27 protein-coding genes are annotated in these 24,468 nt (G+C 71.8%); 13 read left to right on the forward strand and 14 right to left on the reverse strand.

Annotated features, from left to right (window positions below):
- Position 1: 1 nt before the first annotated feature.
- Complete coding sequence (locus AB0B94_RS23575) at positions 2 to 691, forward strand: TrkA family potassium uptake protein (RefSeq protein WP_238671855.1); 690 nt, start codon at positions 2 to 4, stop codon at positions 689 to 691.
- A 41-nt stretch (positions 692 to 732) separates the two neighbouring features.
- Here AB0B94_RS23575 and AB0B94_RS23580 read toward each other — a convergent pair whose 3' ends face one another.
- From AB0B94_RS23580 to dut, 4 genes are all read right to left on the reverse strand, one after another.
- Positions 733 to 1,416, reverse strand: coding sequence for a DUF3159 domain-containing protein (locus AB0B94_RS23580; protein WP_357284018.1), 684 nt, complete (start codon positions 1,414 to 1,416; stop codon positions 733 to 735).
- A gap of 25 nt (positions 1,417 to 1,441) precedes the next feature.
- Positions 1,442 to 1,822, reverse strand: a complete 381-nt coding sequence (locus AB0B94_RS23585; RefSeq protein WP_124816055.1) for an OB-fold nucleic acid binding domain-containing protein — start codon at positions 1,820 to 1,822, stop codon at positions 1,442 to 1,444.
- Between the two features lie 114 nt (positions 1,823 to 1,936).
- Positions 1,937 to 2,599, reverse strand: a complete 663-nt coding sequence (locus AB0B94_RS23590) for a DUF3710 domain-containing protein (RefSeq protein ID WP_357284021.1) — start codon at positions 2,597 to 2,599, stop codon at positions 1,937 to 1,939.
- A 25-nt stretch (positions 2,600 to 2,624) separates the two neighbouring features.
- Positions 2,625 to 3,161, reverse strand: a complete 537-nt coding sequence (dut, locus tag AB0B94_RS23595; RefSeq protein ID WP_357284025.1) for a dUTP diphosphatase — start codon at positions 3,159 to 3,161, stop codon at positions 2,625 to 2,627.
- Positions 3,162 to 3,251: 90 nt separating this feature from the next.
- Between dut and AB0B94_RS23600 the strand changes: the two genes are divergently transcribed.
- A complete protein-coding gene (locus AB0B94_RS23600) occupies positions 3,252 to 3,779 on the forward strand; it encodes a DUF3093 domain-containing protein (protein WP_357284028.1) in 528 nt (175 codons plus the stop codon).
- A gap of 112 nt (positions 3,780 to 3,891) precedes the next feature.
- On the opposite strand, the gene AB0B94_RS23605 is transcribed toward AB0B94_RS23600, so the two are convergent.
- Both AB0B94_RS23605 and AB0B94_RS23610 read right to left on the reverse strand, forming a co-directional pair.
- Positions 3,892 to 4,770 carry a hypothetical protein gene (locus AB0B94_RS23605; RefSeq protein WP_357284031.1) on the reverse strand — a complete coding sequence of 293 codons (879 nt, stop codon included), beginning with the start codon at positions 4,768 to 4,770 and terminating at the stop codon, positions 3,892 to 3,894.
- Positions 4,771 to 4,889: 119 nt separating this feature from the next.
- Entirely contained in the window at positions 4,890 to 5,186 is a 297-nt protein-coding gene (locus AB0B94_RS23610) for a DUF4193 domain-containing protein (RefSeq protein WP_007075406.1), read from the reverse strand.
- Positions 5,187 to 5,618: 432 nt separating this feature from the next.
- Between AB0B94_RS23610 and AB0B94_RS23615 the strand changes: the two genes are divergently transcribed.
- A complete protein-coding gene (locus AB0B94_RS23615) occupies positions 5,619 to 6,131 on the forward strand; it encodes a LytR C-terminal domain-containing protein (RefSeq protein ID WP_357284507.1) in 513 nt (170 codons plus the stop codon).
- A gap of 207 nt (positions 6,132 to 6,338) precedes the next feature.
- On the opposite strand, the gene AB0B94_RS23620 is transcribed toward AB0B94_RS23615, so the two are convergent.
- The gene (locus tag AB0B94_RS23620) at positions 6,339 to 7,157 is read right to left on the reverse strand and encodes an inositol monophosphatase family protein (RefSeq protein WP_357284035.1); all 819 of its coding nucleotides are present in this window, start codon (positions 7,155 to 7,157) and stop codon (positions 6,339 to 6,341) included.
- Between the two features lie 667 nt (positions 7,158 to 7,824).
- On the opposite strand from AB0B94_RS23620, the gene AB0B94_RS23625 reads away from it, so the two are divergent.
- Both AB0B94_RS23625 and AB0B94_RS23630 read left to right on the forward strand, forming a co-directional pair.
- Positions 7,825 to 9,423 carry an RNA polymerase sigma factor gene (locus tag AB0B94_RS23625; protein ID WP_238671847.1) on the forward strand — a complete coding sequence of 533 codons (1,599 nt, stop codon included), beginning with the start codon at positions 7,825 to 7,827 and terminating at the stop codon, positions 9,421 to 9,423.
- A gap of 245 nt (positions 9,424 to 9,668) precedes the next feature.
- The gene (locus tag AB0B94_RS23630) at positions 9,669 to 9,902 is read left to right on the forward strand and encodes a hypothetical protein (protein WP_091402071.1); all 234 of its coding nucleotides are present in this window, start codon (positions 9,669 to 9,671) and stop codon (positions 9,900 to 9,902) included.
- Between the two features lie 818 nt (positions 9,903 to 10,720).
- Here AB0B94_RS23630 and AB0B94_RS23635 read toward each other — a convergent pair.
- From AB0B94_RS23635 to AB0B94_RS23645, 3 genes are all read right to left on the reverse strand, one after another.
- On the reverse strand, positions 10,721 to 12,454 hold the full coding sequence (locus AB0B94_RS23635) for a DEAD/DEAH box helicase (RefSeq protein WP_357284038.1): 1,734 nt from the start codon (positions 12,452 to 12,454) through the stop codon (positions 10,721 to 10,723).
- A gap of 190 nt (positions 12,455 to 12,644) precedes the next feature.
- Positions 12,645 to 13,307 carry a trimeric intracellular cation channel family protein gene (locus tag AB0B94_RS23640; RefSeq protein WP_357284041.1) on the reverse strand — a complete coding sequence of 221 codons (663 nt, stop codon included), beginning with the start codon at positions 13,305 to 13,307 and terminating at the stop codon, positions 12,645 to 12,647.
- Between the two features lie 40 nt (positions 13,308 to 13,347).
- A complete protein-coding gene (locus AB0B94_RS23645) occupies positions 13,348 to 13,566 on the reverse strand; it encodes a DUF3039 domain-containing protein (protein WP_007456912.1) in 219 nt (72 codons plus the stop codon).
- A gap of 88 nt (positions 13,567 to 13,654) precedes the next feature.
- Here AB0B94_RS23645 and AB0B94_RS23650 point away from each other — a divergent pair, with 88 nt between their 5' ends.
- Together AB0B94_RS23650 and AB0B94_RS23655 are read left to right on the forward strand one after the other, a co-directional pair.
- The gene (locus AB0B94_RS23650; protein ID WP_357284046.1) at positions 13,655 to 14,590 is read left to right on the forward strand and encodes a pseudouridine-5'-phosphate glycosidase; all 936 of its coding nucleotides are present in this window, start codon (positions 13,655 to 13,657) and stop codon (positions 14,588 to 14,590) included.
- Positions 14,587 to 15,486, forward strand: a complete 900-nt coding sequence (locus tag AB0B94_RS23655) for a PfkB family carbohydrate kinase (protein ID WP_357284049.1) — start codon at positions 14,587 to 14,589, stop codon at positions 15,484 to 15,486. Before AB0B94_RS23650 ends, AB0B94_RS23655 begins: the two co-directional genes overlap by 4 nt.
- A gap of 65 nt (positions 15,487 to 15,551) precedes the next feature.
- Here AB0B94_RS23655 and AB0B94_RS23660 read toward each other — a convergent pair whose 3' ends face one another.
- Positions 15,552 to 15,911 carry a DUF3099 domain-containing protein gene (locus AB0B94_RS23660; protein ID WP_030337423.1) on the reverse strand — a complete coding sequence of 120 codons (360 nt, stop codon included), beginning with the start codon at positions 15,909 to 15,911 and terminating at the stop codon, positions 15,552 to 15,554.
- 104 nt (positions 15,912 to 16,015) lie between these two features.
- Here AB0B94_RS23660 and AB0B94_RS23665 point away from each other — a divergent pair, with 104 nt between their 5' ends.
- Positions 16,016 to 16,303 (forward strand): hypothetical protein, encoded by a 288-nt coding sequence (locus AB0B94_RS23665; protein ID WP_124771959.1) that lies wholly within the window; start codon positions 16,016 to 16,018, stop codon positions 16,301 to 16,303.
- 13 nt (positions 16,304 to 16,316) lie between these two features.
- Positions 16,317 to 16,628, forward strand: coding sequence for a hypothetical protein (locus AB0B94_RS23670; RefSeq protein ID WP_124858894.1), 312 nt, complete (start codon positions 16,317 to 16,319; stop codon positions 16,626 to 16,628).
- Positions 16,629 to 16,639: 11 nt separating this feature from the next.
- Here the strand turns inward: AB0B94_RS23670 and AB0B94_RS23675 are convergent, their stop codons facing one another.
- A complete protein-coding gene (locus AB0B94_RS23675) occupies positions 16,640 to 17,230 on the reverse strand; it encodes an HhH-GPD-type base excision DNA repair protein (protein WP_357284510.1) in 591 nt (196 codons plus the stop codon).
- 95 nt (positions 17,231 to 17,325) lie between these two features.
- Here AB0B94_RS23675 and AB0B94_RS23680 point away from each other — a divergent pair, with 95 nt between their 5' ends.
- Entirely contained in the window at positions 17,326 to 18,810 is a 1,485-nt protein-coding gene (locus tag AB0B94_RS23680; protein WP_357284053.1) for a methyltransferase, read from the forward strand.
- Entirely contained in the window at positions 18,810 to 19,232 is a 423-nt protein-coding gene (dtd, locus tag AB0B94_RS23685; protein WP_357284057.1) for a D-aminoacyl-tRNA deacylase, read from the forward strand. The genes AB0B94_RS23680 and dtd overlap by 1 nt, the downstream gene beginning before the upstream one ends.
- Positions 19,233 to 19,349: 117 nt before the next feature.
- On the opposite strand, the gene AB0B94_RS23690 is transcribed toward dtd, so the two are convergent.
- Entirely contained in the window at positions 19,350 to 20,138 is a 789-nt protein-coding gene (locus AB0B94_RS23690) for a sporulation protein (RefSeq protein WP_357284513.1), read from the reverse strand.
- Between the two features lie 244 nt (positions 20,139 to 20,382).
- Here AB0B94_RS23690 and sigB point away from each other — a divergent pair, with 244 nt between their 5' ends.
- Both sigB and AB0B94_RS23700 read left to right on the forward strand, forming a co-directional pair.
- Positions 20,383 to 21,387: an RNA polymerase sigma factor SigB gene (gene sigB / locus AB0B94_RS23695; RefSeq protein WP_357284060.1), complete on the forward strand. Its 1,005-nt coding sequence runs from the start codon at positions 20,383 to 20,385 to the stop codon at positions 21,385 to 21,387.
- A 104-nt stretch (positions 21,388 to 21,491) separates the two neighbouring features.
- On the forward strand, positions 21,492 to 21,899 hold the full coding sequence (locus tag AB0B94_RS23700) for a VOC family protein (protein ID WP_357284064.1): 408 nt from the start codon (positions 21,492 to 21,494) through the stop codon (positions 21,897 to 21,899).
- A gap of 11 nt (positions 21,900 to 21,910) precedes the next feature.
- Here the strand turns inward: AB0B94_RS23700 and AB0B94_RS23705 are convergent, their stop codons facing one another.
- The gene (locus AB0B94_RS23705; protein WP_357284067.1) at positions 21,911 to 24,466 is read right to left on the reverse strand and encodes a GNAT family N-acetyltransferase; all 2,556 of its coding nucleotides are present in this window, start codon (positions 24,464 to 24,466) and stop codon (positions 21,911 to 21,913) included.
- Positions 24,467 to 24,468: the final 2 nt, after the last annotated feature.

Raw genomic sequence — 24,468 nt, forward strand, 5'->3', positions numbered from 1 at the left:
CATGCGGGTCGCCATCGCGGGCGCGGGCAACGTGGGCCGCTCGATCGCCCAGGAGTTGATCGACAACGGCCACCAGGTGATGCTGATCGAGCGCCAACCCAAGATGCTGCGCCCGGACCGGGTGCCGGCCGCCGAGTGGGTGCTGGCCGACGCGTGCGAGCTGAGCAGCCTGGAGGAGGCCGACGTCGCCGGCTGCGACGTGGTGGTCGCGGCGACCGGCGACGACAAGACCAACCTGGTGCTGTCGCTGCTGGCCAAGACCGAGTTCGCGGTGCCCCGGGTGGTCGCCCGGGTCAACCGGGCCGAGAACGAGTGGCTGTTCACCGAGCAGTGGGGCGTGGACGTCGCGGTGAGCAAGCCGCGGGTGATGGCCGCGCTCGTCGAGGAGGCGGTCACCGTCGGCGACCTGGTCCGGCTGATGACCTTCCGACAGGGCGAGGCGAACCTCGTCGAGATCACCCTGCCGCCGACCGCCCCCTACGTCGGTCAACCGATCCACGCCGTGCCGTTGCCCCGCGACTCCGCCCTGGTGGCGATCCTGCGCGGCAAGCGGGTCCTGGTGCCCAGCCCGGACGATCCGATCGAGGCCGGCGACGAGCTGATCTTCGTGTGCACCGCGGAGGTGGAGGACGCGGTCCGCGCGGTGATCCTCGGACCGGACAGCGTCGAGCGGACCCGCAGCTCACGCTGACCCCGACGGGCGCGCTGAGCGGTCCGGTCGCCCGGCGTCGCTCAGGCGCTGGGCAGCGGGGCCGGCGGCGACTCCCGGGTGACCCGGCGCACCGTCCAGACCGTGATCAGCAACAGCAGCGCGTACGGCGGGTAGCCCAGCGCCAGCCGGGCCACACCCAGGGCGGTGTCCTGGTGGGCCAGGTAGAGCCCGGCCTGCACGCCCACCTTGGCCAGCCAGACCACGCCCCAGAGCACTGTCAGCTGGGTGAAGGTGCGCACCAGCTTCGGGTCGGACCGCCATTCCGAACGGCCCTTGGCCACCAACACCGACCAGATCCAGCCCACCAGCGGCTGCCGGATCGCCGCCGAGATCAGCAGGGCGACGCCGTAGCCGATGCCGTAGAGGATGCCGGGGAGGTAGAAGTCACGCTCGTCGCCGGTACGCCACGCGATGGCCGCGCCGACGCCGACGCCGAAGAGCCCGTTGACGGCGTGCCGGACCGGCCGACGCTGGGCCAGCCGCAGCCCCGCGATCAGCACTGCCACCGCGATCGACGCGATCACCGCCGGCCGCAGCTCGCCGATCACGTTGGCGACGACGAACACCACTACCGGGATGCTCGACTCGACCAGCCCGCGCCAGCCGCCGAGCTGGTCGGCCATCTGCTCGGCGATCGTCGGCAGCGGCTCCTCGTCCTGAGGGTCGGTCTCCGGCTGTGCCGCCCGGTCCTGTCCCGTCGTCATCGCCGGCCTTCCGTCCGCAGTGCCGTCACTTGGGCGAGTCCAGCTCGTAGTAGGGGTTGTAGATGACCTTGCGGTCGTCGCGCACGGCCACCCGGCCGCGGGCGGTCAGATGCCGGCCCGGCTCGATCCCGGCGATGTGCCGTCGACCCAGCCAGACCAGGGTGACCACGTCACTGCCGTCGTACAGGTCGGCCTCAAGGGTGGGCAGATTGGTGCGCGGCGTGTAGACCACGGTGCGCAACCGACCGGCGACCGAGACCAGCTGACCCCGGGAGCACTGCTGGGCGGGGATCCCGCCGCACTCGGCGCTCTCCCGACGCAGCTCCTGCGCGTCGATCTCGGCCTCGCTGGCGGTGAACCTCTGCAGGATGCGCCGCAGCGACACCCGGCCCTCGTCGGTCGTCATGACCTCCGCGTCACCCTCTCCACGCTCGCCGTCCCCGGCCGGCCCCGGCGGCGCCGGAACCGTGCCGCCAGCGTACGCCGACGGGGCTGGTTCCGGCGGGCCGGTGCGCGCCGGTCAGACCTGACGCGGCGCGGCGGCGGCGTCGCCCGCCTCGGCCTCGGTCTGGTCGGCGATCTCCCGAGGCAACCGCAGCGGCAGGGGCTCGCGGACCGGCTTCGCCTCCTGCCCACGGTCGACCACCAGGCCGTCCAGGCACTCGACGAGCGGGCCGGCCATGGCCGGGTCGGTGGCCACCGGGCCCTGGAAGACGCCCCGGACCATCCAACGCGGCCCGTCGATTCCGACGAACCGCAGGTTCGTCGCGCCGTCCGGCGTATTCACCTGAGCGTGCAGCTCCGGGCCGTACTCGCCGGCGACCTCCTGCGCGCTCGCGCCGTCGCGCAGCAGCGACTGCCGGATCTCCTCGCGCACCTCGTCCCAGATGCCCTCGGACCGGGGGGCGGCGAAGACGCCCAACTGGAGCGCGTTGTCACCGTGCACCAGCACCACCTGCTGGATCACACCCTGTGGGTCGGCCTGCACCCGCACCTCGACGTCGGCGATCGCCGGGATGTGCAGGCTGCCCAGGTCGAGTCGCTGCACGTCGTCGTAGCTCTCGGAGATGTCGTAGGGGCCGCGCTCCAACGTCGGCGTCGCATCACCCTGGTCCGGGACCTGGGTAGCCCGCTCGCCACGGGTCTGCCGCTCCGCATCGGCCCGCTTCCGGGAGAAGATCACTGCGCCTGCCCTCCGCTGTTCACACTCACCCTGCCACCTCTTCCGTCTGCCCGCGGCCCGGCTCGCTCGGCCGCCGCTCGACCCGGTCCTGGCCCGTCGGCGACGGCACCAACCCGGCGTGCCCACCGGTGGACCCGTGCCCACCGGCCCCGCGTCGGGACGCGGGCAGCTCGACCACCGGCTCGAACCGCGCCCGCGCGACCTGCTGGACCACGAGCTGCGCGATCCGATCGCCGCGGGAGATCTTCGCCGGCACCTCCCGATCATGATTGATCAGGTTGACCAGGATCTCACCCCGGTAGCCGGCGTCGACCGTACCGGGCGCGTTGAGCACCGTCACGCCGAGCCTGGCCGCCAGACCGGAGCGGGGATGGACCAGGCCCACGTACCCCTCCGGCAGCGCGATGGCCACGCCGGTGGGCACCAGGGCACGGCCGCCGGGTGGCAGCTCCACGTCCGCGGCCGCCACCAGGTCGGCCCCGGCATCGCCGGGATGGGCGTACGTGGGCAACGGCAGCTCCGGGTCGAGCAGTTGCACAGGCACGGGTACGACGTCGGTCACGGGTCCCCTCTTCCGTCCGGTTCGCGGGGTGACCCTGCCATCCTGCCGGTTCGTCGAGCCGTCGTGCGCCGTACCCTCGCAGGAGTGAGCATGTCGCCCTCCTCGTCCGCCGATCAGCCGCCGGTCGCCGCCCGCGCGGCGTACAGCGAGCGGCTGGATCTGCCCTGGTGGCTGTGGCTGGCCGGGCTGGTGGCCGCCGCGTTGCTGGCCGTCGAGATCTGGATGGGCGCCGCCGGCGTCCGCGCCTGGCTGCCGTTCGCCGTGCTGGTGCCGCTCGCCGCTGTCGGGTTGTGGTGGCTGGGCCGGATCCGGGTCGGGGTGGCCGACGCCGAGCTGCGGGTGGACGACGCCCGCCTGCCGGTCCGTTTCGTGGCCGACGTGGTGCCGCTGGACGTGGCCGGCCGACGTGAGGTGCTCGGCGTCGGCGCGGACCCGCTCGCCTTCGTGGTGCAGCGACCGTGGATCGGCGGCGCCGTGCAGGTGATCCTCGACGATCCCGCGGATCCGACCCCGTTCTGGGTGGTGAGCACCCGCCACCCGGTCGAGCTGGCCGAGGCGGTGCTGACCGCCCGGAACGCCCTGGCGGCTACCCACCCGACGGCGGGCGAGCCGGGCTGACCCGACGCCGAAGGCCCCGCTCAGGAGCCGCTCCGACGGCGAGGGCCCGCTCAGGAGCCGGCCCGAGCGGCATGGGTCCGCTCAGATGCCGGCCCGAACGGCGGGGAACCGCTCAGGTGCCGGTGGGAGGACCCGGGAGGGCCGCCGGTGGCGCGGGCCGGGCGATGCCCCGCCGACGCAGGTCGACCTGCAGTTGCTCGGCCATCTGCTGGGTGGCCCGGCGGTTGAGGAAGCTGGCCACCGCCGCGCCGGTCAGGAACGGCCCGAGCGTGGTGAGGTTGCGACCGAAACGCCGCAGCAGCATCTCCCGCAACTCCTTGCGGGCGGCGGTGCCGAGCACCGCTCCCACTCCCACGCCGGGCACCATCGGGTTGACGCCGCGTTGAGTGGCCCAGGAGTGCACCAGCGCGACCGCCCGTTGGCTGCCGGCGGCCGGTAGTGCCACGCCGTGGATCTCGTGCAGCTCGCCGACGAGTTTCAGCTCCACCGCCACCACGGCCACGGTCTCGGCGGCGAGCAGCACCGGCGCGGAGAGCAGGGTCGGGGCAACCGCCCACTCGACGGCGGCGACGCCCCCGCCGGCCGCGCCGATCGCGGCGGTGGTCCTCGACGCGTTGCGGATGAGCCGGTCGGCCAGGGCGGCGTCGTCCAGGCCGGGGAAGTGCCGCCGCAGCGTGTCCAGGTCTCGTACCGGGACGTGCGGAGCGACCTCGGCGACGGCGTCGACCATCCACCGCACGGCGGCGCGGGGCTTGAACAGGTCGGAGATGCCCCGCGCACGGGCCTGCCCGACCATCCGGGTCAGCAGTTGACGGCGTCGGGCCGGCGCGATGTCATCGGCGGTCAACGCCGCGACGGTGGCGCCGAGGTCATCGGTGCCACCGTTGGCACCAAGGTCATCAGTGCCACCGTTGGCACCGAGGTCGTCAGTGCCACTGGTGACGCCGAGGCCGTCAGCGCCGCCATCGGTGGTGCCGCCTCGATCGCTCATCGGACCTCCCGGTGCTGTGGCTACCCGCTACGAGTCAAGCAGGTACCCAGAGCTGCCGCATGCCTACACCGGCAGCGGCGACCCCGTTCAGGAGGCCGCCGCCGGTGTTGTCGTGCTTGTCAGACGCACTCGCGGCAGATCAGCTCGCCGTTACGCTCGACCGCCAGCTGGCTACGGTGGTGGACCAGGAAGCAGCGGGCGCACCGGAACTCGTCCTGCTGCATCGGAAGCACCTTGACCGTGAGCTCCTCGTCGGCCAGATCGGCACCGGGCAGCTCAAAGCTCTCGGCCACCTCGGCCTCGTCGACGTCCACCGCGCCCGACTGTGAGTCGACGCGCCGTGCCTTGAGCTCTTCCAGGCTGTCCTCGCCGAGGTCGACCTCGTCGCGACGCGGGGCGTCGTAGTCGGTGGCCATCGGTTTCACTCTCCCATATCGATGTTGTCGCTTCCGGTTGTAACGCCGGACGACGCTGTTTCGGTTCCGCTGGCCGGCCACCACTTGTGTCGGGGACCCGACCCGAGGACCGAACGGGTCGAGCTCGCCGGGGCGACTCCCCTGCGAGCGCGGAACCTTACCCCCCCTTGGGCGAGGCATGTATACCGCCCTTGCGGCTGAGATGTACGCCCCCGCACGCGAAGTTGTTCCCAATGTGATTCAGGCGACACGAAGATAGGGGTAGTAGTACCCGGTTCGCGGTCGGCGCGCCGGCATGTCGGGCTGTTTCCACGCGACGGCCGGACAACCGTTAACCTCAGCGGCGTATTCGACGGCCGGCGGCCTGAGCGATCGTTCCCGGCCGCCACCACCCACTGAGGTCCGGGGAGTGCCCTGATGAGTTTTGCGCGCGTGCGAGCACTCGTCGTCGTCGGCCTGCTGGCGATCATCGCCCTGGTCTTCGTCGTCGTGGCCGTGGTCCGCGACAGCCAGGGCAACGTGGGCACCGCAGCGGGTTGCCCCGAGGGCTGGCCTCTGGCGGATCTGACCCTGCGCGAGCGCAAGGACGTCAAGATCAACGTGTTCAACGCCACGGATCAGCCCGGTCTCGCCCACACCGTCGCCGACGAGTTCAGCAATCGACAGTTCCAGGTCAAGAAGACCGGAAACGAGAAGAAGGTCAACAGCGTCGCGGTGCTGCGGTACGGCCCGAAGGGCGTCGGTTCCGCGCACCTGCTCCAGGCGTACTTCCTCAACAACGCCGTGCCGGGCTACGACCCGAAGCGCGCCGACGACACCGTGGACGTGGTGCTGGGCAACGGCTTCCAGCAGCTCGCCACCACCACCGAGGTCAACCAGTCGCTCGGCGACTCGGGTCCGCCGGAGGCTCCCAAGGGCTCGTGCCCGTCCCCACCCGCCAAGTGACGGCGTAACCGGCCCACCGCAGCGCCAGGTCGGCGCCCAGCACCGACCTGGCCCGCTACCTGGCTCACCGACCTGGCCCGCTACCTGGCTCACCGGCTCTGGCCCGCCAGGTCCGGCCCGCCGGCCAGAGCTGACCGCCAGAAGGCCGGGGCCGGCTGCCGGAAGGCCGGGGCCGGCCACTCACAGCCGGCCGACCCGGTTCGCCGGTCAGGGACCGCCGGAGGCGTCCAGCGCGGCCAACCGGTCGTGCAACGGCGCGAAGAGCGCGGGCGGGGCCGCGACCACCAGGTCCGGCCCTGGCGGCTGTCCGGCCAGGCCGGCGACCCGAGCCCCCGCCTCGGCGGCCACCAGCCCGCCGGCCGCCAGGTCCCAGGCCGCAAGACCCTTCTCGAAGTACGCGTCGAGCCGCCCCTCGGCGACCAGGCAGAGGTCCAGCGCCGCGGCGCCGAGCCGGCGAATGTCGCGTACGTGCGCGATCAGACCGGCCACCACCTGCGCCTGGTGCGCCCGACGGCCGGCGTCGTAGCCGAAGCCGGTGCCGACCAGCGCCTGCCCCAGATCGACCTCGCTGGAGCAACGCAGCCGGACACCGTCGCGCCAGGCCCCACCGCCGGCCGTGGCGGTCCATTCCTCGCCGGTGCTCACGTTGCGCACCACTCCGGCGACCACCACCCCGTCCACCTCGGCGGCCAGCGAGACCGCGGAGTACGGCAGTCCGTACAGGTAGTTCACAGTGCCGTCGATCGGGTCGACGATCCAGCGCACACCGCTGCGAGTCGCGCTGGAAGCTCCCTCGCCGTACTCCTCGCCCAGCACCGAGTCGTCGGGGCGCAGCGCGGCCAACGCGTCGAGGATCTGCCGTTCGACCGCCCGGTCGGCGGCGGTGACCACGTCGGTGACGGTGCTCTTGGTGGCGGCGACGACGACCCCCTCGGCGCGCATCCGGTACGCGGTGTCCGCCGCGTCCCGAGCCACCTTCACCGCGATGGTCAGCAGCTCCGACGGTGTCGTGGCCGAGTTGGTCATGATTCGCCTCTTTCCGCACTCCGGGTGCATGTGGGTGGGTGAAACTACCGACCCGGCTTCCGAAGATCATCGTTCCCGACGCCGTACGACGGCACCAGACCAGGATCTTTGGCGCCTGGGATCCGCTCTGCGGTGGCCGCACCCGCACCGCCGTCGCAGCTTGAGCGGCCGACCTCCGGCAATATGCCCCTTTAGGTTGGTAATGTCGCTTAAATGCTTACCGCCCCGTCCATGCTCGGCTCACAACCGTTGCCCAACCGCGACCTGGTGGGGACGCCACCGGCCGAACCGACAGCGACCTCGGTGATCCACACGCGCACTCTCGCAATCGCCACGTTGACCTCGTACCGCCTGCTCAAACGGCAGTTCGGACACGATCTGCGCGCCACCGGCCTCGACGACGGAAGCCCTTCGCCGGCAGCGCGGCTATCATTACCGCGAAGCCCATATCTCCGCCGCACCGACGGTCCCCACCGGCGGTACGCGGTGCGGAGCAGGATGATCGCCGCAGACGGCGTTACAATTCACCCCTGCCCACGCGGCACGGACCGCCGACCACCGGCCGGACCGTGACACGAGGGTCCCTCAACCACATCGCCCGGCACGGTAACCCTCGCTGCGCTGGACGAACCCGCCGTGCCCGCTCTTCGCCTCCGGAAGGTCATTCGTGACAGAACCCCGCCAGCCCGGCGCCGACGTTCGCTCGCTCACCGACACCCTGATCGCCCACGCCCAGAGCGCCGGTGGTCAGCTCACGTCGGCTCAGCTCGCGCGCACCGTCGAGTCCGCCGAGGTGACTCCGGCCCAGGCCAAGAAGATCCTGCGGGCGCTCTCCGAGGCGGGAGTGACCGTCGTGGTGGATGGCTCGGCGAGCACCCGCCGCCGCGTCGCCGCGGCCCGCTCGACCACGCCAGCGTCCCGGGCCACCACCGCAAAGACCACCAAGAAGGCCGCCGCGCCGGCCCCGAAGCAGGCGCCCGCCGGCGACGACGCCCCGGCGACGTCGGCCCCGCGCAAGGTGGCCGCTCGCAAGGCGACCGGCGCGGAGGCCGCGACGCCGACGAAGGCGACCAAGTCGACCCGAGCCACCAAGGCGACGGTGGCAGCGGCTGCCGGAGCCAAGCCGACCAAGGCTGGCGGCAAGGCCAAGGGCGAGGGCGCCGAGGGTGAGATCGACCCGGAGGAGCTGGCCGCCGCGATCGAGGACGTGGTGGTCGAGGAGCCGGCCGAGCTGGCCCAGGCCGCCGAGACCGACGCCGCCGCCTCGGCGACCGACAACGACTTCGAGTGGGACGACGAGGAGTCCGAGGCCCTCAAGCAGGCGCGACGCGACGCCGAGCTGACCGCCTCCGCCGACTCCGTCCGCGCGTACCTGAAGCAGATCGGCAAGGTTCCGCTGCTCAACGCCGAGCAGGAGGTGGAGCTGGCCAAGCGGATCGAGGCCGGGCTCTACGCCGCCGAGCGACTGCGGGCTGCCGACGAGGGCGAGGAGAAGCTCGTCCGGGAGATGGTCCGGGACCTGGGCTGGATCTCCCGCGACGGCGAGCGGGCCAAGAACCACCTCCTGGAGGCGAACCTCCGACTGGTGGTCTCGCTGGCCAAGCGCTACACCGGCCGTGGCATGGCCTTCCTCGACCTGATCCAGGAGGGCAACCTCGGTCTGATCCGGGCCGTGGAGAAGTTCGACTACACCAAGGGCTACAAGTTCTCCACGTACGCCACCTGGTGGATCCGACAGGCCATCACCCGCGCCATGGCCGACCAGGCCCGCACCATCCGCATTCCGGTGCACATGGTCGAGGTCATCAACAAGCTTGGCCGCATACAGCGTGAGCTGCTCCAGGACCTGGGCCGCGAGCCCACTCCCGAGGAGCTGGCCAAGGAGATGGACATCACACCCGAGAAGGTGCTGGAGATCCAGCAGTACGCTCGGGAGCCCATCTCACTGGACCAGACCATCGGCGACGAGGGCGACAGCCAGCTCGGCGACTTCATCGAGGATTCCGAGGCCGTGGTCGCGGTCGACGCGGTCTCGTTCTCGCTCCTGCAGGACCAGCTCCAGCAGGTGCTGCAGACGCTCTCCGAGCGTGAGGCGGGTGTGGTACGGCTGCGTTTCGGCCTGACCGACGGCCAGCCGCGGACGCTCGACGAGATCGGCCAGGTCTACGGGGTGACCCGGGAGCGGATCCGGCAGATCGAGTCCAAGACGATGTCGAAGCTGCGTCACCCGTCCCGGTCGCAAGTCCTCCGGGATTACCTGGACTGAGCGGGTTTCGTCAACCGAACGTGTCGTTTTGACCACCTGGTGTGCAACACCAGATGGTGATCGTCCGGATGCACGAATGTGATCGTTGACGTGGCACCCTTGGTGCACGGCACACTGTCCCTTCCAGGTGTGACCTCGGTCCCCCGCGGGCACACAGGGAAGGCAGTGCCTAGTAAGGGTGTTGCACGATAGGTGAGCAACGACCGAAGAGATTGTTCATCGGTGACGACCAGAGGAGGAAGGCGATGACCCCGACCCTCACGCCGCCGCCCGTGACGGCGGCTCCCCCAGCCGCCGATGAACGGTGCGACCGCTGCAATGCTGCCGGGAAGCTCCGGATCACTCTGGCGGGTGGGAGCGAGCTGGTGTTCTGCGGGCACCACGCGAACAAGTACGCGGAGGATCTCGTGAAGATCACCGAGCGGTTCGCGACGGAGCCCGATTTCAGCTGGCGTGGCGCCGATCTGATGGCGAACTAAATCCGCAAACCGACATAGCTGACCGGAGGCACCCCGAGGGTGCCTCCGGTCAACTTTTTCTGCCCGAGCGATCCGCCCCGCGCCCCGCGCCAAGATCCGAGCAACTCCCCTGATGGTGCTGCCTCCGCCATGCCGGAGACAGCACCATCAGTGATCCTGCGCGGATCTTCACGACCACACCGACCTCCGGCAGGCCCGGAGCGAGGTCTGGGCGCCACCGATCGTCAAGGTCACGCTCGAAGCAGGATGTAGTGGCCTCCCCGACTCACCGACACCACTAGAACCAGGATGGTGCGCGATCTTGGGATCGGGACGCCCTCCACAGGGGCATCCATCGCCGTTCCGGGCAGGTAAGCCGCAGCACCGCCCCGGGCCCGTTGATCCACTCGGGTTCATGGAAGTCGCGCTTTCCACCTCGCTCGAACATCGCGTCGTCAAGGAAGCCGAGTGGATAACGGCGCAAGCACTGACACCGACCACACGCACGCAGGGACAGCCACCACGGGAGCGCGCCACGCCGCCGGTAACACGCGGCCCCGCCACAGGGTCACGGCCCAAGGCGACACGTCCGCCAGACACCGAGGGCGGTGGTCGCCCGAGCGTCAGTGCTGCTGGCCGGTGACAACGGGCACGGCAGTGACGATGACGCCTGACCTGATCGTCCACGCAACCGGCACACCCGGCACAACCCAGACAACCGACACGGCCGACACGAACCGACACGGCCGACACGAACCGACACGGCCGACACGAACCGACACGGCCGACACGAACCGACACGGCCGACACGGCGCAGTCCGCCAGGGCTCCGGACCGGTCTAGAGGGTCTGCACGGTGGCGATGCGCTCCTCAAGCTGCTCGATGGTGGCCTGGGCGCTCGGCGGTCCGCCGCAGAGCCGGCGCAGCTCGGCATGGATCTTGCCGTGCGGCTGGCCGGTGCGATGGTGTCGGGCGGCCACCAGAGCGTTCAGTTGGCGCCGGAGGGCCACGCGACGCTGAGCGGCGCTCATGGGTGCGGGTGGCGCTGCCGTGGCCGCAGCGGCCGGCTGAGCGGCCCCGTCGGCCGTACGGCGGCGTTGGGCGGCGAGCTGTGCGGCCTGCCGTTTGGTCAGCAGCAGCGAAACCTGGTCGGCGGTGAGCAGACCGGGCAGGCCGAGATATTCCTCTTCTTCGGGAGTGCCGGCCTGGGCCGCGGTGCCGAACGACGCGCCGTCGAAGATCACCTGATCCAGCTCGGCGGTGGCCGAGAGCGCCGCGAACCGCTTCTCCAACTCCCCGCTGGCCTGGTCGCCGCGCTGCGCGCGTTCCAGCAGGTCGTCGTCGAAACCGTCGGCTTCCTTGGGTTTACCGAGTACGTGATCGCGCTCGGTCTCCATCTCGCTGGCCAACCCGAGCAGGTGCGGCACGCTGGGCAGGAACACCGAGGCGGTCTCCCCGGGCCGGCGGGCCCGCACGAACCGGCCGATCGCCTGGGCGAAGTAGAGCGGCGTGCTGGCGCTGGTGGCGTAGACCCCGACTGCCAGTCGCGGGATGTCGACCCCCTCGGACACCATCCGCACCGCCACCAACCACCGCTGGTCGGACGCCGCGAACGTCGCGATCCGGGCGGACGCGCCCTGGTCGTCGGAGAGCACCACGGCGGCCTTCTCGCCGGTCACCTGCTCGATCAGCTTGGCGTACGAGCGGGCGGTCTGCTGGTCGGTGGCGATGATCAGACCACCGGCGTCGGCCATGCCCGCGTTGCGCAGCACTGTGAGTCGGGCGTCGGCGGCGCGCAGCACCTGCGGCATCCAGTCGCCGGCCGGGTCCAGGGCGGTACGCCACGCCTGGGCGACCAGGTCCTGGGTCATCGGCTCACCCAGCCGGGCCGCCAGTTCCTCGCCCGCGTTGGTACGCCAGCGGGTCTCCCCGGAGTACGCCAGGAAGAGCACCGGCCGGACCACGCCGTCGCGCAGCGCGTCGGAGTAGCCGTACACGGAGTCGGCGCGGGAGCGCAGCAGCCCGTCCCCGCCCCGCTCGTAGCTGACGAACGGGATCGGGTTGTCGTCGGAGCGGAACGGCGTTCCGGTGAGCATCAGTCGGCGTACGGCGGGTTCGAAGGCGTTCTTCACCCCGTCGCCCCAGGACCGAGAGTCGCCGGCGTGGTGGATCTCGTCGAGGATGACCAGGGTGCGTCGAGTCATGGTGCGTCGCCGGTGCACCTGCGGGGCCATCCCCACCTGCGCGTAGGTGACCACCGCGCCGTGGAAGTCGGCCGCGGAGTGCAGGTCGGCGTTGCGGAAGGCGGCGTCGAGTTGGATGCCCACCCGGGCCGCGGCGTCTGCCCACTGGTTCTTGAGGTGCTCGGTCGGGGCGACCACGGTGACCGCCTCCACGGTGCCGTCACCGAGCAGTTCGGCCGCGATCCGCAGGGCGAAGGTGGTCTTGCCGGCGCCGGGCGTGGCGACCGCTGTGAAGTCGTCGCTGCGGCGACGCAGGTATTCCACCAGCGCCTTGCGCTGCCAGGCGCGCAGCGCCGGGAACGTCTCGAGCACCGGCGTCCGGGCTGCCACGCGAAGCTCCTCTCCGACCGCACGATGGCGGACCCCGGGCGAGGGCCACGAGGATCCGCCGCCCATGAAAACGCCTCCGCGCAGAAGCTGCCGCGAAGGCCGACTCAGCATAACCAGCACGGGCCGTCGGGCCCAGGCGACGCCACGCTGGTCACAATCCCGCACCCGATCGAACAGCGGCCCGACCGTCTCACCACTCCCGGTCGGTGCGGGGATCCGACCCGTCGGCACGCGGCGGGCGCAGCGTGGCCACCGGCGCGGACCAGCGTCGACGCAGCGCGATCAGGCGTAGTCCGAAGACCAGGACGGCGGCGGCGGTGAGCGGCAGGGGCCCGGTCTGCCCGGTGACGTACAGCAGCACCACCAGGACCGAACCGGCCAGTGCGGCCAGCGCGTAGATCTCCCGGCGCAGCACGACCGGGATCTCGGCGGTGAGCAGGTCGCGGCCGAGCCCGCCGCCGATCGCGGTGAGCATGCCGATCAGGCAGGCCCCTACCGCCGGCACCCGGGCGTCGAGCGCCTTGAGCGTGCCGGTGACGGTGAACAGTGCCAGACCGGCCGCGTCCAGCACCAGCACTGTGGTGCGCAGTCGGGCCAGTTGCGGGTGCAGCCAGAAGACGGCGAGCGCGGTGATCGCGGCAGTGGCCGCGTACCGCCAGTCGGCGAAGGCCAGCGGCGGCACCTCGTCGATGACCAGGTCCCGGAAGATCCCACCGCCGAGGGCGGCCACGAAGCCGACGAACGCGACACCGAACAGGTCCAGTCGCTTGGCCACCGCCGCCGAGGCCCCGGAGGCGGCGAACACCGCCACCCCGCTCAGGTCGGCGAGGAGCAGGGCGGTGGAGGTGGTCACCGCCGCAGGCTACGTCGCCGGCCGGAGCACCGGCCGAGGTTCACTCACGGTACGAGTCGTAGATCTCCTTGCACTTGGGGCAGACCGGCGAACCCGGCTTGGCCGCCTTGGTGACCGGGAAGGTCTCGCCGCAGAGAGCGACGACGAAAGTGCCCATGACGGCGCTCTCGGCGATCTTCTCCTTGCGGACGTAATGGAACATCTCGGGACCGGTGTCGGCGTCCTTCAGCTCCGGACGCTCGAGAACCTCTGTGCTCACGTCTGCACCTCCAACCGACAAGTTTGGCAGGTCATCATGGCCGGGTCCACTTGAGGCCGGCCGAGGCCCCACCCCGTACGGTGCCCGTGTGACTGACTTTCGCATCAGCTACGGCACCGAGGTGGCCGAAGCCCAGCGCGACGGCCGGCCCGTCGTCGCCCTGGAGAGCACCATCGTCTCGCACGGTCTGCCCCGACCGGAGAACCTACGCGTGGCCAGGGAGATCGAGCGGACGGTTCGGGACGCCGGGGCCGTTCCGGCGACGATCGGCATGATCGCCGGTGAGCTGGTGGTCGGCCTGGACGACGCGCAGCTGACCCGGCTGGCCACTGTCGACGGCGTGACCAAGCTCTCCGTCCGCGACCTCGCGGTCGCCGCCGCGACCGGTGCGGACGGCGCTACCACCGTGGCCGCGACCAGCGCGGTGGCCGCCGCCGCCGGCATCGGCGTCTTCGCCACCGGCGGGCTGGGCGGGGTGCACCGGGAGGCCCAGCACACCTTCGACGAGTCGGCGGACCTGGTCACCCTGGCGCAGACCCCGATCGCGGTGGTCTGCGCCGGGGTCAAGTCGATCCTCGACGTGGGCGCGACGTTGGAGCGGCTGGAGACCCTCGGGGTCGCCGTGGTCGGTTACCGCACCCGTCGGTTCCCCGGCTTCTACCTGACCGACGCCGGCTTCGACCTGGACTGGTCGGTGGACTCACCGGAGCAGGTCGCCGCCGTGCTCGCCGCCCGGGACGAGCACGCCGTGCACACCGGCGGGCTGCTGATCGCCAACCCGCTGCCGGTCGACGAGCAACTCGACCCGGAGCTGCACGACCGGACTCTCACCGAGGGCCTGGCCCTGCTGGAGCGGGACGGGATCACCGGAAAGGCCGTCACGCCTTACCTGCTCGCGCACTTCCACTCCGCCACCGAGGGCGCGAGCCTGGCGGTGAACGTGCGGATCATCCTGCGCAACGCCGACCTGGCCGCGCGGATCGCGGTCGCCTCGGTGGCCCGCGGCACCGCCGTCGCGGCATGACCCGACCGGCCCGCGTGGTCGTCGTCGGGGACGTGATCACCGACGTGGTCGCCGTGTTGTCCGGGCCGCTCGCGGCCGGCTCGGACACCGGGGCCGCGATCAGTCTCGGCGGCGGCGGTCAGGCGGCCAACACCGCCGCCTGGATCGCCGCGCAGCGGGTGGACGTCACGCTCGTCGGGGCCGTCGGTGACGACGACGCCGGGCGGGACCGGGTCGCCGAGCTGGAACGGGCCGGCGTCGACTGCGCCATCGAGCAGGTCGAGGGCGCCCCGACCGGCACTGTCATCGTGTTGGCCGCCGACGACGAGCGCACCATGGTCAGCCAGCGGGGCGCGAACCTGCGGCTGAGCGCCGCGCACGTCGAGCAGGCCCTCGCGGCGGCGTCCGGCGCTGGGCATCTGCACCTGTCCGCGTACACCCTGTTGGACGCGGAGTCGCGCGGCGCGGGGCTGCGGGCGTTGGCCGCCGCCCGCCAGCGCGGGCTCACCATCAGCGTCGACGCGGCCTCCGCGGCGCCGTTGCGGCGGGTCGGCGCGGCGGCGTTCCTGAGTTGGGTACGCGACATCGATCTGCTCCTGGTCAACGCGGATGAGGCCACGGTGCTGGCCGGCGGGCTGGACCCGGCGGCGCAGGGGCGGGTGCTGTCGGCGACGGCTCGGCGGGTGGTGGTGAAGCGCGGCGCGGCCGGCGCGGTCTGGGTGGACCGCACCACGCCGGTCTGCGTGGCCGAGGCACGGCGGGTGGCGGTGGTGGACGTCACGGGCGCGGGCGACGCCTTCGCGGCCGGTCTGCTCACCGCGTGGCTCGCCGGTGCCACCCCGACCGCGGCGCTGAGTCGGGCCACCGACCTGGGCGCGCTGGCCGTCTCCACGGCCGGCGCGCGGCCACAGTCGTAGCGGCCGGCGCACGGCCACCGGGCACGGCGCTGCCCTGACCGCTCGAACCCTGGCCCGTTCGCGGGTCAGGGTTCGACGTCGATGACCTTGTGTGGGCGTTCCTCGGCGGTGAGGCTCATCGGCGGGGTGTCGTCCTGTTGGCGGGGGTGGAACCGGTTGGCCAGCCGGTGCTCTTCCTTCGGCGGCCGGTCGTTGGCCAGCAGCACGGCCAGCCAGGGGATGAGCACCATGCCGAGGCCGCACAGCGGCAGCCAGAGCCAGAGCAGTGGGGCGTTCGCACCGACCAGGATCGCGCCGACGATGATGCACAGCACCCGGATGCCCATCATCAGGACATAGCGGCGCTGGCGACTGTTGAGCTGATCGTCCTGGCTGCGCGAGGCGTCGGTGATCAGAATCGGCTGGTACGCCTGACGCTTCACCATGGACCTCCTCGAGGGGGTTACGCCTCATCCTGTCACCGCAGGTCCGTGATCAGCGAACTTCGACTCTTCCCGGCGCGTGTTACGTCCGTGGTACGCTCCGCGATGTGGGCAGCAGGTTCAGCTTCACCGACGAGGCGTTGGCCAACCTGAGGGTCTACGACGTCACACCCGGGGAAGTCTGGGAGGCGCTGCACAGCGCCCGACGGGTCATCCGTCATCTGGGTGACGACGTGATGGTGGTCTACGCCGCCGCCCGTCGGGGCCGCCGGCTGGCGGTGCTGCTCGCCGAGGCCGATGGCACCGACAACGACTGGGACATCCTCTCCGCCCGCGAGCTGAGCGACGTCGAGTCCAAGCGCTACGACGAGGCCGTGCGGAGAGACCGCCGATGAGGAGGCCGTGACGATGCACCGTAACGACGCGACCAAGCAGTTCCACGGCGGCGGCGAACGAATCGCCGAGCTGATCGACGAGAGCCCGGCGGCGGAGCTGCCCACCCCCGACAGCGACGTGCCGATGGTGAGCCGCTCGGTGCGGCTGCCACTGGACACCTACGAGCGGGTCCGCGCCGCCGCCGACGCCCGGGGCATCGGGGTCACCACACTGATGCGCCAGTGGATCGAGGCCGGCCTGGCCGACCTGGACGACTCGGCGACCGTCTCGCTGGCCGACGTCCGGCGCGCGCTGGCCTCGCTGGCGCACCCCACCGCCGCCTGAGAGCAGACAGCTCAGCCGCCGGTCGTCTTCGCCTTTGCCGCCGCCTTCATCTGCTGCTTGAACTCCCGCACCCGACGCAGCGAATCGGCGTCGGTGACGTCGGCCACCGACCGGTACGCGCCCGGGTCGCCGTAGTCCCCGGCCGCCTTCCGCCAGTCCTGCGGGGTCACCCCGAACCGCTTGCCGAGCAGAGCCACGAAGATCTGCGCCTTCTGCTTGCCGAAACCAGGCAGCGCGGCGACCCGGCGCAGCAGCTCCGGCCCGTCGGCGACCTCGGCCCAGAGCAGCGCCGCTTCACCGTGGTAGCGCTCCACCAGCACCTGGCAGACCTCCTGCACCCGAGCCGCCATCGCCTTCGGGAACCGGTGCAGTGCGGGCGGCTGGGCGAAGAGCGCGAGCAGGGCCTGCGGGTCGTACCCGGCCAGCTCCGCCGCGTCCAGGTCGTGGCCGAGCCGCTGCGCCAGCACGTACGGCGACGAGAACGCCTTCTCCATCGGCACTTGTTGATCAAGAACCATGCCGAGGAGCAGGGCCAACGGGCTGCGCTCCAGCAACCGGTTGGCCTCCGGGTCGATGGGCAGAACGAGCGTCATGCCGACCATCCTGCCCGGCGCGCCGATCGGGGCGGACACCGACGCTCCGACACCATCCGGCGGGTGACCCTGACCCGGGACGCAACGGGAGGCAGGATGTCGGGGTGGACGAACACGACATGCTGCTCTCCCCCGCCGGCGTCGACGCGCTGCGCAGCGCACTGACCCGGACCGGATTCACCAGCCACGGCATCGCCGAGCGGCTGGGCGCCCAGGCGACCGCGGCGGTCGCCCGCAACGACTACCGGGCCGCGCTGCGCGCCACCGAGGAGGGCGACCCGCTCGGCACCCTGATCCGGCTGTTCATCTGCGCCCAGACCGAGTCGGAGGCGGCGGTGACCGCTGCGCTGGCGCCGCTGAGCCTGGCCGAGGCCCTCGCGGGCGGGCTGGTCGAGCGCTACGGCGACGGCCTGCGTGCCGGCATCGACCTCGAGCCGTACGGCGAGGACTGGTGGGTGCTCGCCGACGTGCCGGCCAGCGCCCGCCCGGGTCGCCCGTTGCACGCCGAGCACGTCCTCGGCGTCGGCGGGGCGACCCACACCCTGATCGGCGCGACCATGCGCCGGCCGGTCGACACCGCACTGGACCTGGGCACCGGCTCCGGCATCCAGGCCCTGCACCTGGGCACCCACGCCCGGTCCGTGACCGCCACCGACCTGTCCGAGCGGGCGCTGCGCTTCGCCGCGACCACCGCCGCCCTCAACGGTCAGGACTGGGAACTGCTGCGCGGCGACCTGGTCGCCCCGGTGGCCGGTCGGCGGTTCGACCTGGTGGTGAGCAACCCACCGTTCGTGGTCGGCCCCGGCACGACCACGCACGTGTACCGCGACTCCGGCCGGGTCGGTGACGCGATCGGCGCCGAACTGGCCGCCGCCGCCCCGGGTCTGCTCACCGAGGGCGGCACCATGCAGTACCTGGCGAACTGGGTGCACGTCGCCGGCGAGGAGTGGGACGAGCGGGTGGCCGGCTGGTTCGCCGGGACCGGCCTGGACGCCTGGGTGATCCAGCGCGAGGTGGCCGACCCGATGGCGTACGTCGACCTGTGGCTGACCGACGTCGGTGAGACCGCCGACCCGCAGCGGATGGCCGCCTGGCTGGACTGGTTCGACGCGCACAAGGTGGAGGGCATCGGCTTCGGCATCGTGTCAGTGCGTCGGGGCGGGCACGCCGACCCGGTGGTGCGGGTGGAGGATCTGCGCCAGCGGGTGCAGCCACCGCTGGGCGAGCACGTCGCCGCCTGGTTCGACCGCCAGGACTTTCTCCGGGTACGCGACACCGAGGCGTTGCTCGCCGAGCGCTACCGGGCCGCCGAGGGCCTCCAGCTGCGGCAGGAGGCCACCATGGGCGACGAGGGCTGGGGGGTGGACCGGCAGGTCCTCGCGATGCCGCACGGCCTGCGCTGGACCGAGGAGATCGATCCGTTGGTGCTGGCGCTGGTCGGTGGCGCCGACGGCCGGCTGCCGCTGCGCGACCAGCTCGCCCTGCTCGCCGCCGCGCACGACGTCGAGCCCGACGAGATGGCCGAGGCCGCCGGCCCGATCGTGGCGCACCTGGTGGAACGCGGCTTCATCGAGCCGGTGGGCGCCTGATGCGGGCGGTGGTGCAGACCGTCGGTCGGGCCAGTGTGACGGTGGACGGCGAGGTGGTCGGTGCCATCGGCAGCGGCCTGCTGGTGCTGCTCGGGGTGACCCACACCGACACCGCGGAGACCGCTCAGACGATGGCCCGCAAGGTGCACGAGGTACGGATCCTGGACGGTGAACGGTCCGCCGCCGACACCAACGCGCCGATCCTGGTGGTCAGCCAGTTCACCCTCTACGGCGACGTCCGCAAGGGCCGCCGCCCGAGCTGGACCGCCGCCGCTCCCGCCGAGGTCGCCGAACCACTGGTGACAGCCGTGGTCGACGCGCTGCGCCAACGGGGCGCCAAGGTCGAGACCGGCCGCTTCCGCACCCACATGCTGGTCGAGAGCACAAACGTAGGCCCCCACACCCTCCTCCTAGACCTATAACCCCACCCCACCCCACCCACCGTCCCTGTTGATCATGAAGTTATTGCCCGCCGCCTCGGCGTGTCCTGGCAATAACTTCATGATCAACGGACGAAGAGGGTGGGGGTGGGGCGGGGGTTAGGAGAAGAGGCCTCGGCGGGTCAGGGACTGGCGGAGCCAGTTGTCCAGTTCGGCGGTCCAGTCGGTGCGGTCGGCCGTGGCGTGGTCGACGGTGAACCGACCGAAGGCGTCCCGACCCTCGGTGAAGACACCGCCGCGCTTGTCGACCTCCAGCACCACCTGCATCTGCTGCGCGTCGGCGATGAAGGTGACCTCCAACTGGTTGATCGAGCGGGCGTACTGCGGTGCCGGGCTGAACTCGATCTCCTGGTAGAACGGCAACGTCTGGTGTACGCCGTAGATGTGGCCACGTTCCACATCGGCGCGGGCGAACCGGAAGCCCAACCGCAGCAGCGCGTCCAGCAGTCGCTCCTGCGCCGGCAGCGGGTGCACCGACACGGCGTCCAGGTCCCCCTTGTCGACGGCGCGGGCGACCTCCAGCTCGGTACGCAGGCCCATCGTCATCCCGTGCAGGTGCTGCCCGTACAGCTCGGTGACCGGCGTCTCCCACGGCACCTCGAAGCGGAACGGGAGGTCGTAACGCTGCCCGGGCTCCAGCCGGAACGAACCGGTGACCTGCTGGCGGTGGAACACCTGAGTGGTGTCGTAGTCGTTGTCGCCGCTCTCCACCTCGACCCGGGTGATAAGGCCGAGGGCGACGTGGTCGATGTCGACCTGGTGATCGCCGCCCAGCACCTGGATCCGGCCCTCCAACTGGCCGCCCGGACGGCAGTTCGCGTTGGCCAGCACCGTCTCCACCGACGGACCACCGACGCCCATCGCCTTCATGAGCCGCTTGAAGACCACACCGTCCTCCAACTGTCGTTTCCGGCCGACCAGCGATGGCCGGCCGTCCGCAACGTAGCCGGGGCGGGCAACCACACACTCCGACGACACACCGCACCAGCGATCCGACGCGATTCCTGTCGGGTGCCCGATCGCCTCACTCCCGTTTTACGCGCCGCCCGCCAAGCTGTTGTCACACCGGCACCACTGGGCCGGGCACACGGCACCGACGTGGAAACGGGGAGAGACAGAGATGGTCCTTCAGATGACGGAACACCGGACGCGCCCGGCCACCACGACCGACACTGACGGGGCCCCCGAAGCCCTCGTCGACCTGGACGCCACCGACGAGCGCGGCATCTCCACCGACCTGGTCCGGGCCTACCTCAACGGTATCGGCCGGACGAAGCTGCTGACCGCCGCGCAGGAGGTCGACCTGGCCCGGCGCATCGAGGCCGGCCTGTTCGCCGACGAGAAACTGGCCACCTGCACCCCGGTCTCCGCGGAGCTGCGAGCCGACCTGGAGCTGATCGTCGCCCAGGGTCGGGCAGCCAAGGACCACCTGTTGGAGGCGAACCTGCGGCTGGTGGTCAGCATCGCCAAGCGCTACACCGGCCGCGGCATGGCGTTTCTCGACCTGATCCAGGAGGGCAACCTCGGTCTGATCCGGGCCGTGGAGAAGTTCGACTACGCCAAGGGCTACAAGTTCTCCACGTACGCCACCTGGTGGATCCGACAGGCCATCACCCGCGCCATGGCCGACCAGGCCCGCACCATCCGCATCCCCGTGCACATGGTCGAGCAGGTCAACCGGATGGTCCGGGCCCGCCGCGAACTGGCGGTGACGCTGGGCCGCGAACCGACTGTCGCCGAGGTGGCCCGCGCGCTGGAGATCCCCGAGATCCAGGTCATCGAGCTGATCTCCTACGACCGGGAACCGGTCAGCCTGGACCAGGCCGTCGGCGACGACGGTGAGAGCGCGCTCGGCGACTTCGTGGCCTCGGTGGACCCGCGCACCGAGCCGGGCGACGCGGCCGCCCAGGGCGAGCTGCGCAACGAGGTCAGCATCGTGCTCTCCACCCTGTCCCAGCGGGAGCAGGCGGTCATTCGCCTCCGGTTCGGCCTGGACGACGGCCGCCAGCGCACCCTGGACGAGGTCGGCCGGGAGTTCGGCCTGTCCCGGGAGCGGATCCGGCAGATCGAGAAGGTGACGCTGCTGAAGCTGCGCGCCCCGGAGCGGGCCCAGCGCCTGGAGGCGTACGCCTGCTGACGCATCCGGTTCCCACGGAAGGCCCCGGCGGTTCGCCGGGGCCTTCCGTGTTGTCGGGGTGCTTGACTGGGACACCGTCCGCTGGACCACGAAGGGAAGCGACGATGAACTGGACGCTGGAAGTGGTGATCGTGCCGGTCTCCGACGTGGACCGGGCGAAGAAGTTCTACGCCGACCAACTCGGCTTCACTGTGGACCACGACACGGTGATCAGTGACGACGCGCGCATCGTCCAGCTGACGCCACCCGGCTCGGGCTGCTCGATCGTGATCGGCAGGGGCGTCGTCCCGGAGATGCCGCCCGGCTCGCTCAAGGGCCTGCAACTGGTGGTGCCCGACCTGAAGCGGGCCCACGAGGAACTGGTCGGGCGTGGCGTGGAGGTCAGCGAGATCCAGGTGGTGGGTCGCAACCCCCGGCCGGTGCCGGATCCACTGGACAACGTCGGCTTCGTCTTCTTCGCCGACCCGGACGGCAACACCTGGGGCGTCCAGCAGATCTCCGGCCGCGCCTGACCGGGCCCCGCTCACAGGCGACGGGGGCCGGTGTCCGGGCGCGGAACCACGCCACCCACCCCTACCTGGGCGTGCAGGATCGAGATGCCATCGGGGCGGGCGAGCACCGGGTTGAGAGTCAGCGAGCGCACCCGAGGCTGTTCGTCGGCGAGCTGACCCACCCGTAGCAGCAGATCGGCCAGGGCCGCCCGGTCGACCGGCGCGGCCCCCCGGTGCCCGCGCAGCAGCGGCGCCGCCCGGGGCTCGTCGACCAGCTCGGCCGCGTCCCGGTCGGTCAGCGGCACCGCCCGCCAAGCCCGATCGCCGAGCAGCTCGGTGGCGACCCCGCCCAGGCCGAAGCCGACCACCGGCCCGAACGCGGGGTCTTCCACCACCTCCACCACGCAGGCCACGCCGGGCGGGACCATCGGCTGAACCAGCGCGTCCGCGCCGAAGGTCGCCGCCAGGTCGGCGTACGCCCGGCGCAGGGTCGGCTCGTCGGGCAGGTCCAGCCGGACCGCGCCGAGGTCGAGTCGGTGCCGCAGCCCGGGAGCGGCCGCCTTGAGCGCAACCGGGAAACCCAGCCGCGCCGCCGCGTCGACAGCAGCGTCGACCGAGTCGACGGACACCGAGGCCACCACGTCGATGCCGTACGCGGCCAGCAGCGCGCCCGGGTCGGTGCCGTCGGCCCGGAGCGCGGCCTGCGCGGCAGCCCGATCGAGGTCGGGCAGCTCCGGTGCCACCCCGGGTGGGCGGCGAAGCCACTCGGCGTACCGGTGCGCGCGGGCGAGCGCGCGGACCGCCTCCTCCACGCCGCCGTACGCCGGCACCCCCGGTGGCAGCCGGCCGACCAGGAACGTCGCCACTGTCGGCTTGCCCAGCGCGAGGGCGGACGGCAGCGCGGCGGTCACGTCGGCGTCCACAGCGGTCAGCTGGCCGGGTAGCGGCGGCGCAAACACCACCACCAGGGCGTCCACCCGTTCGTCAGCGGCCGTCTCGGCGAGCGCGGCGGCGAACGTGGCGGCACCGGCGCTCGGCCCGACGTCGCGGGGATAACCGTCGGCCACGCTCAGGCCGTGCCCGACGCAGGCAGTCGCGGCGAGCCCGGTGAGGGCCGAGGAGTTGCCGACCACACCGACCCGGCCGCCGGCCGGCAACGGCTGGTTGGCCAGCAGCACACCCACGTCGAGCAACTCCGGCACGGTGTCCACCCGAATCACCCCGGACTGGGCGAAGAGCGCCGCCACCGCCACCTCGTCCGGCCCGGCGGCGTCACCGACCCCAGGCGGGCGGGCCGGCGAGGCGAGCGCGACGACCGGTTTGGCGCGGCCGATCCGCCGGGCCAGCCGGGCGAACTTGCGCGGGTTCCCGAAGGTCTCCAGGTAGAGCATGATCACGTCGGTGGCGCTGTCGTCCTGCCAGTACTGCAGGAGGTCGTTGCCGGATACGTCGGCCCGGTTGCCGGCCGAGACGAAGCTGGACAGCCCGAGGCCCCGCCGGTCCGCCTCGGCGAGCAGCGCCACCCCGAACGCACCGGACTGACTGAAGATGCCGACCCGGCCGGCCGGCGGCAACGCCGGGGCGAGGGTGGCGTTGAGGCGTACCGTCGGGTCGGTGTTGGCCACGCCGAGGCAGTTCGGGCCGACGACCCGCATCCCGGCCGCGTGCGCCGCCCGGACCAGTGCCCGCTGGGTGGCCGCGCCCTCGCCGCCGGCCTCGGCGAAGCCGGCCGAGATGACCACCAGGCCGTGCACCCCCGCGGCGGCGGCGTCGGCGACCACGGCGGTCGCCGCCTCCGGTGGGACCGCCACCACCGCCAGGTCCACCGGCGTTCCGGCATCAACCGCCGAGGGGTACGCGGGGAGGCCCGCCACTGTCGACGCGCTCGGATGCACCGGCACCACCGCACCGGTGAATCCGCCGTCGCGCAGGTGCCCGAGCACCGCCGCGCCGACGCCCTGGCCGGTGGCGCTGGCACCGTAGACGACGATGCCGCGCGGGGCGAGCAGCCGGGCGATCGAGCGGGCCTCGGTGCGGTGCTCCCGGCCGCGCTGCACCTCCAGGCTGGCCTCGGTGGGCGCGATGGGGAAGCTCAGGTGGACCACGCCGTCGGCGTACTCGCGCTGGACCTGGTAGCCGAAGTCGGCGAAGACCCGCAGCATCGTCCCGTTGGCCGGCAGCACCTCCGCGACGAAGCTCATGATGTCGTTGCGGCGGGCCGCGTCGGCCAGGTGCTCCATCAGCACCGAGCCGATGCCCCGCCCCTGGTAGGCGTCCTCCACCACGAAGGCCACCTCCGCCTCGGGGGCCTGCGGGCCGAGCCGCTCGTACCGGCCGACCGCGACGATCCGGTCGGCGGCCAGCACCACGAACGCCTCCCGGTCGTGGTGGTCCACTGTGACGAAACGGATCAGATCCCGCTCCGGGATGCGCGGGTACGGCGAGAAGTACCGCAGGTAGCGGGTGCGCTCGGAGAACCGGCTGTGCATCGCCACGATGCCCGGCGCGTCGGCCGGGTCGATCGGGCGCAACTGGACCGTGCTGCCATCACTGAGCAGCACGTCGACCGGTTGGTCCACCGTCGGCACCG

This window comes from Micromonospora sp. NPDC048986 (assembly GCF_040649335.1).
GTDB classification, from domain to species: Bacteria; Actinomycetota; Actinomycetes; order Mycobacteriales; family Micromonosporaceae; genus Micromonospora; species Micromonospora alfalfae.

Bases quoted from the DNA above. Each gene is read 5' to 3' on its own strand.
- AB0B94_RS23580 (WP_357284018.1), bottom strand. From the start codon at position 1,416: ATGACGACGGGACAGGACCGGGCGGCACAGCCGGAGACCGACCCTCAG.
- sigB (WP_357284060.1), top strand. From the start codon at position 20,383: ATGACGGAACACCGGACGCGCCCGGCCACCACGACCGACACTGACGGG.
- AB0B94_RS23575 (WP_238671855.1), top strand. From the start codon at position 2: ATGCGGGTCGCCATCGCGGGCGCGGGCAACGTGGGCCGCTCGATCGCC.
- AB0B94_RS23675 (WP_357284510.1), bottom strand. From the start codon at position 17,230: ATGGTCGGCATGACGCTCGTTCTGCCCATCGACCCGGAGGCCAACCGG.
- AB0B94_RS23670 (WP_124858894.1), top strand. From the start codon at position 16,317: ATGCACCGTAACGACGCGACCAAGCAGTTCCACGGCGGCGGCGAACGA.
- AB0B94_RS23605 (WP_357284031.1), bottom strand. From the start codon at position 4,770: ATGAGCGATCGAGGCGGCACCACCGATGGCGGCGCTGACGGCCTCGGC.
- AB0B94_RS23630 (WP_091402071.1), top strand. From the start codon at position 9,669: ATGACCCCGACCCTCACGCCGCCGCCCGTGACGGCGGCTCCCCCAGCC.
- AB0B94_RS23620 (WP_357284035.1), bottom strand. From the start codon at position 7,157: ATGACCAACTCGGCCACGACACCGTCGGAGCTGCTGACCATCGCGGTG.
- AB0B94_RS23585 (WP_124816055.1), bottom strand. From the start codon at position 1,822: ATGACGACCGACGAGGGCCGGGTGTCGCTGCGGCGCATCCTGCAGAGG.
- dtd (WP_357284057.1), top strand. From the start codon at position 18,810: ATGCGGGCGGTGGTGCAGACCGTCGGTCGGGCCAGTGTGACGGTGGAC.
- AB0B94_RS23660 (WP_030337423.1), bottom strand. From the start codon at position 15,911: ATGGTGAAGCGTCAGGCGTACCAGCCGATTCTGATCACCGACGCCTCG.
- AB0B94_RS23700 (WP_357284064.1), top strand. From the start codon at position 21,492: ATGAACTGGACGCTGGAAGTGGTGATCGTGCCGGTCTCCGACGTGGAC.
- AB0B94_RS23600 (WP_357284028.1), top strand. From the start codon at position 3,252: ATGTCGCCCTCCTCGTCCGCCGATCAGCCGCCGGTCGCCGCCCGCGCG.
- AB0B94_RS23655 (WP_357284049.1), top strand. From the start codon at position 14,587: ATGACCCGACCGGCCCGCGTGGTCGTCGTCGGGGACGTGATCACCGAC.
- AB0B94_RS23610 (WP_007075406.1), bottom strand. From the start codon at position 5,186: ATGGCCACCGACTACGACGCCCCGCGTCGCGACGAGGTCGACCTCGGC.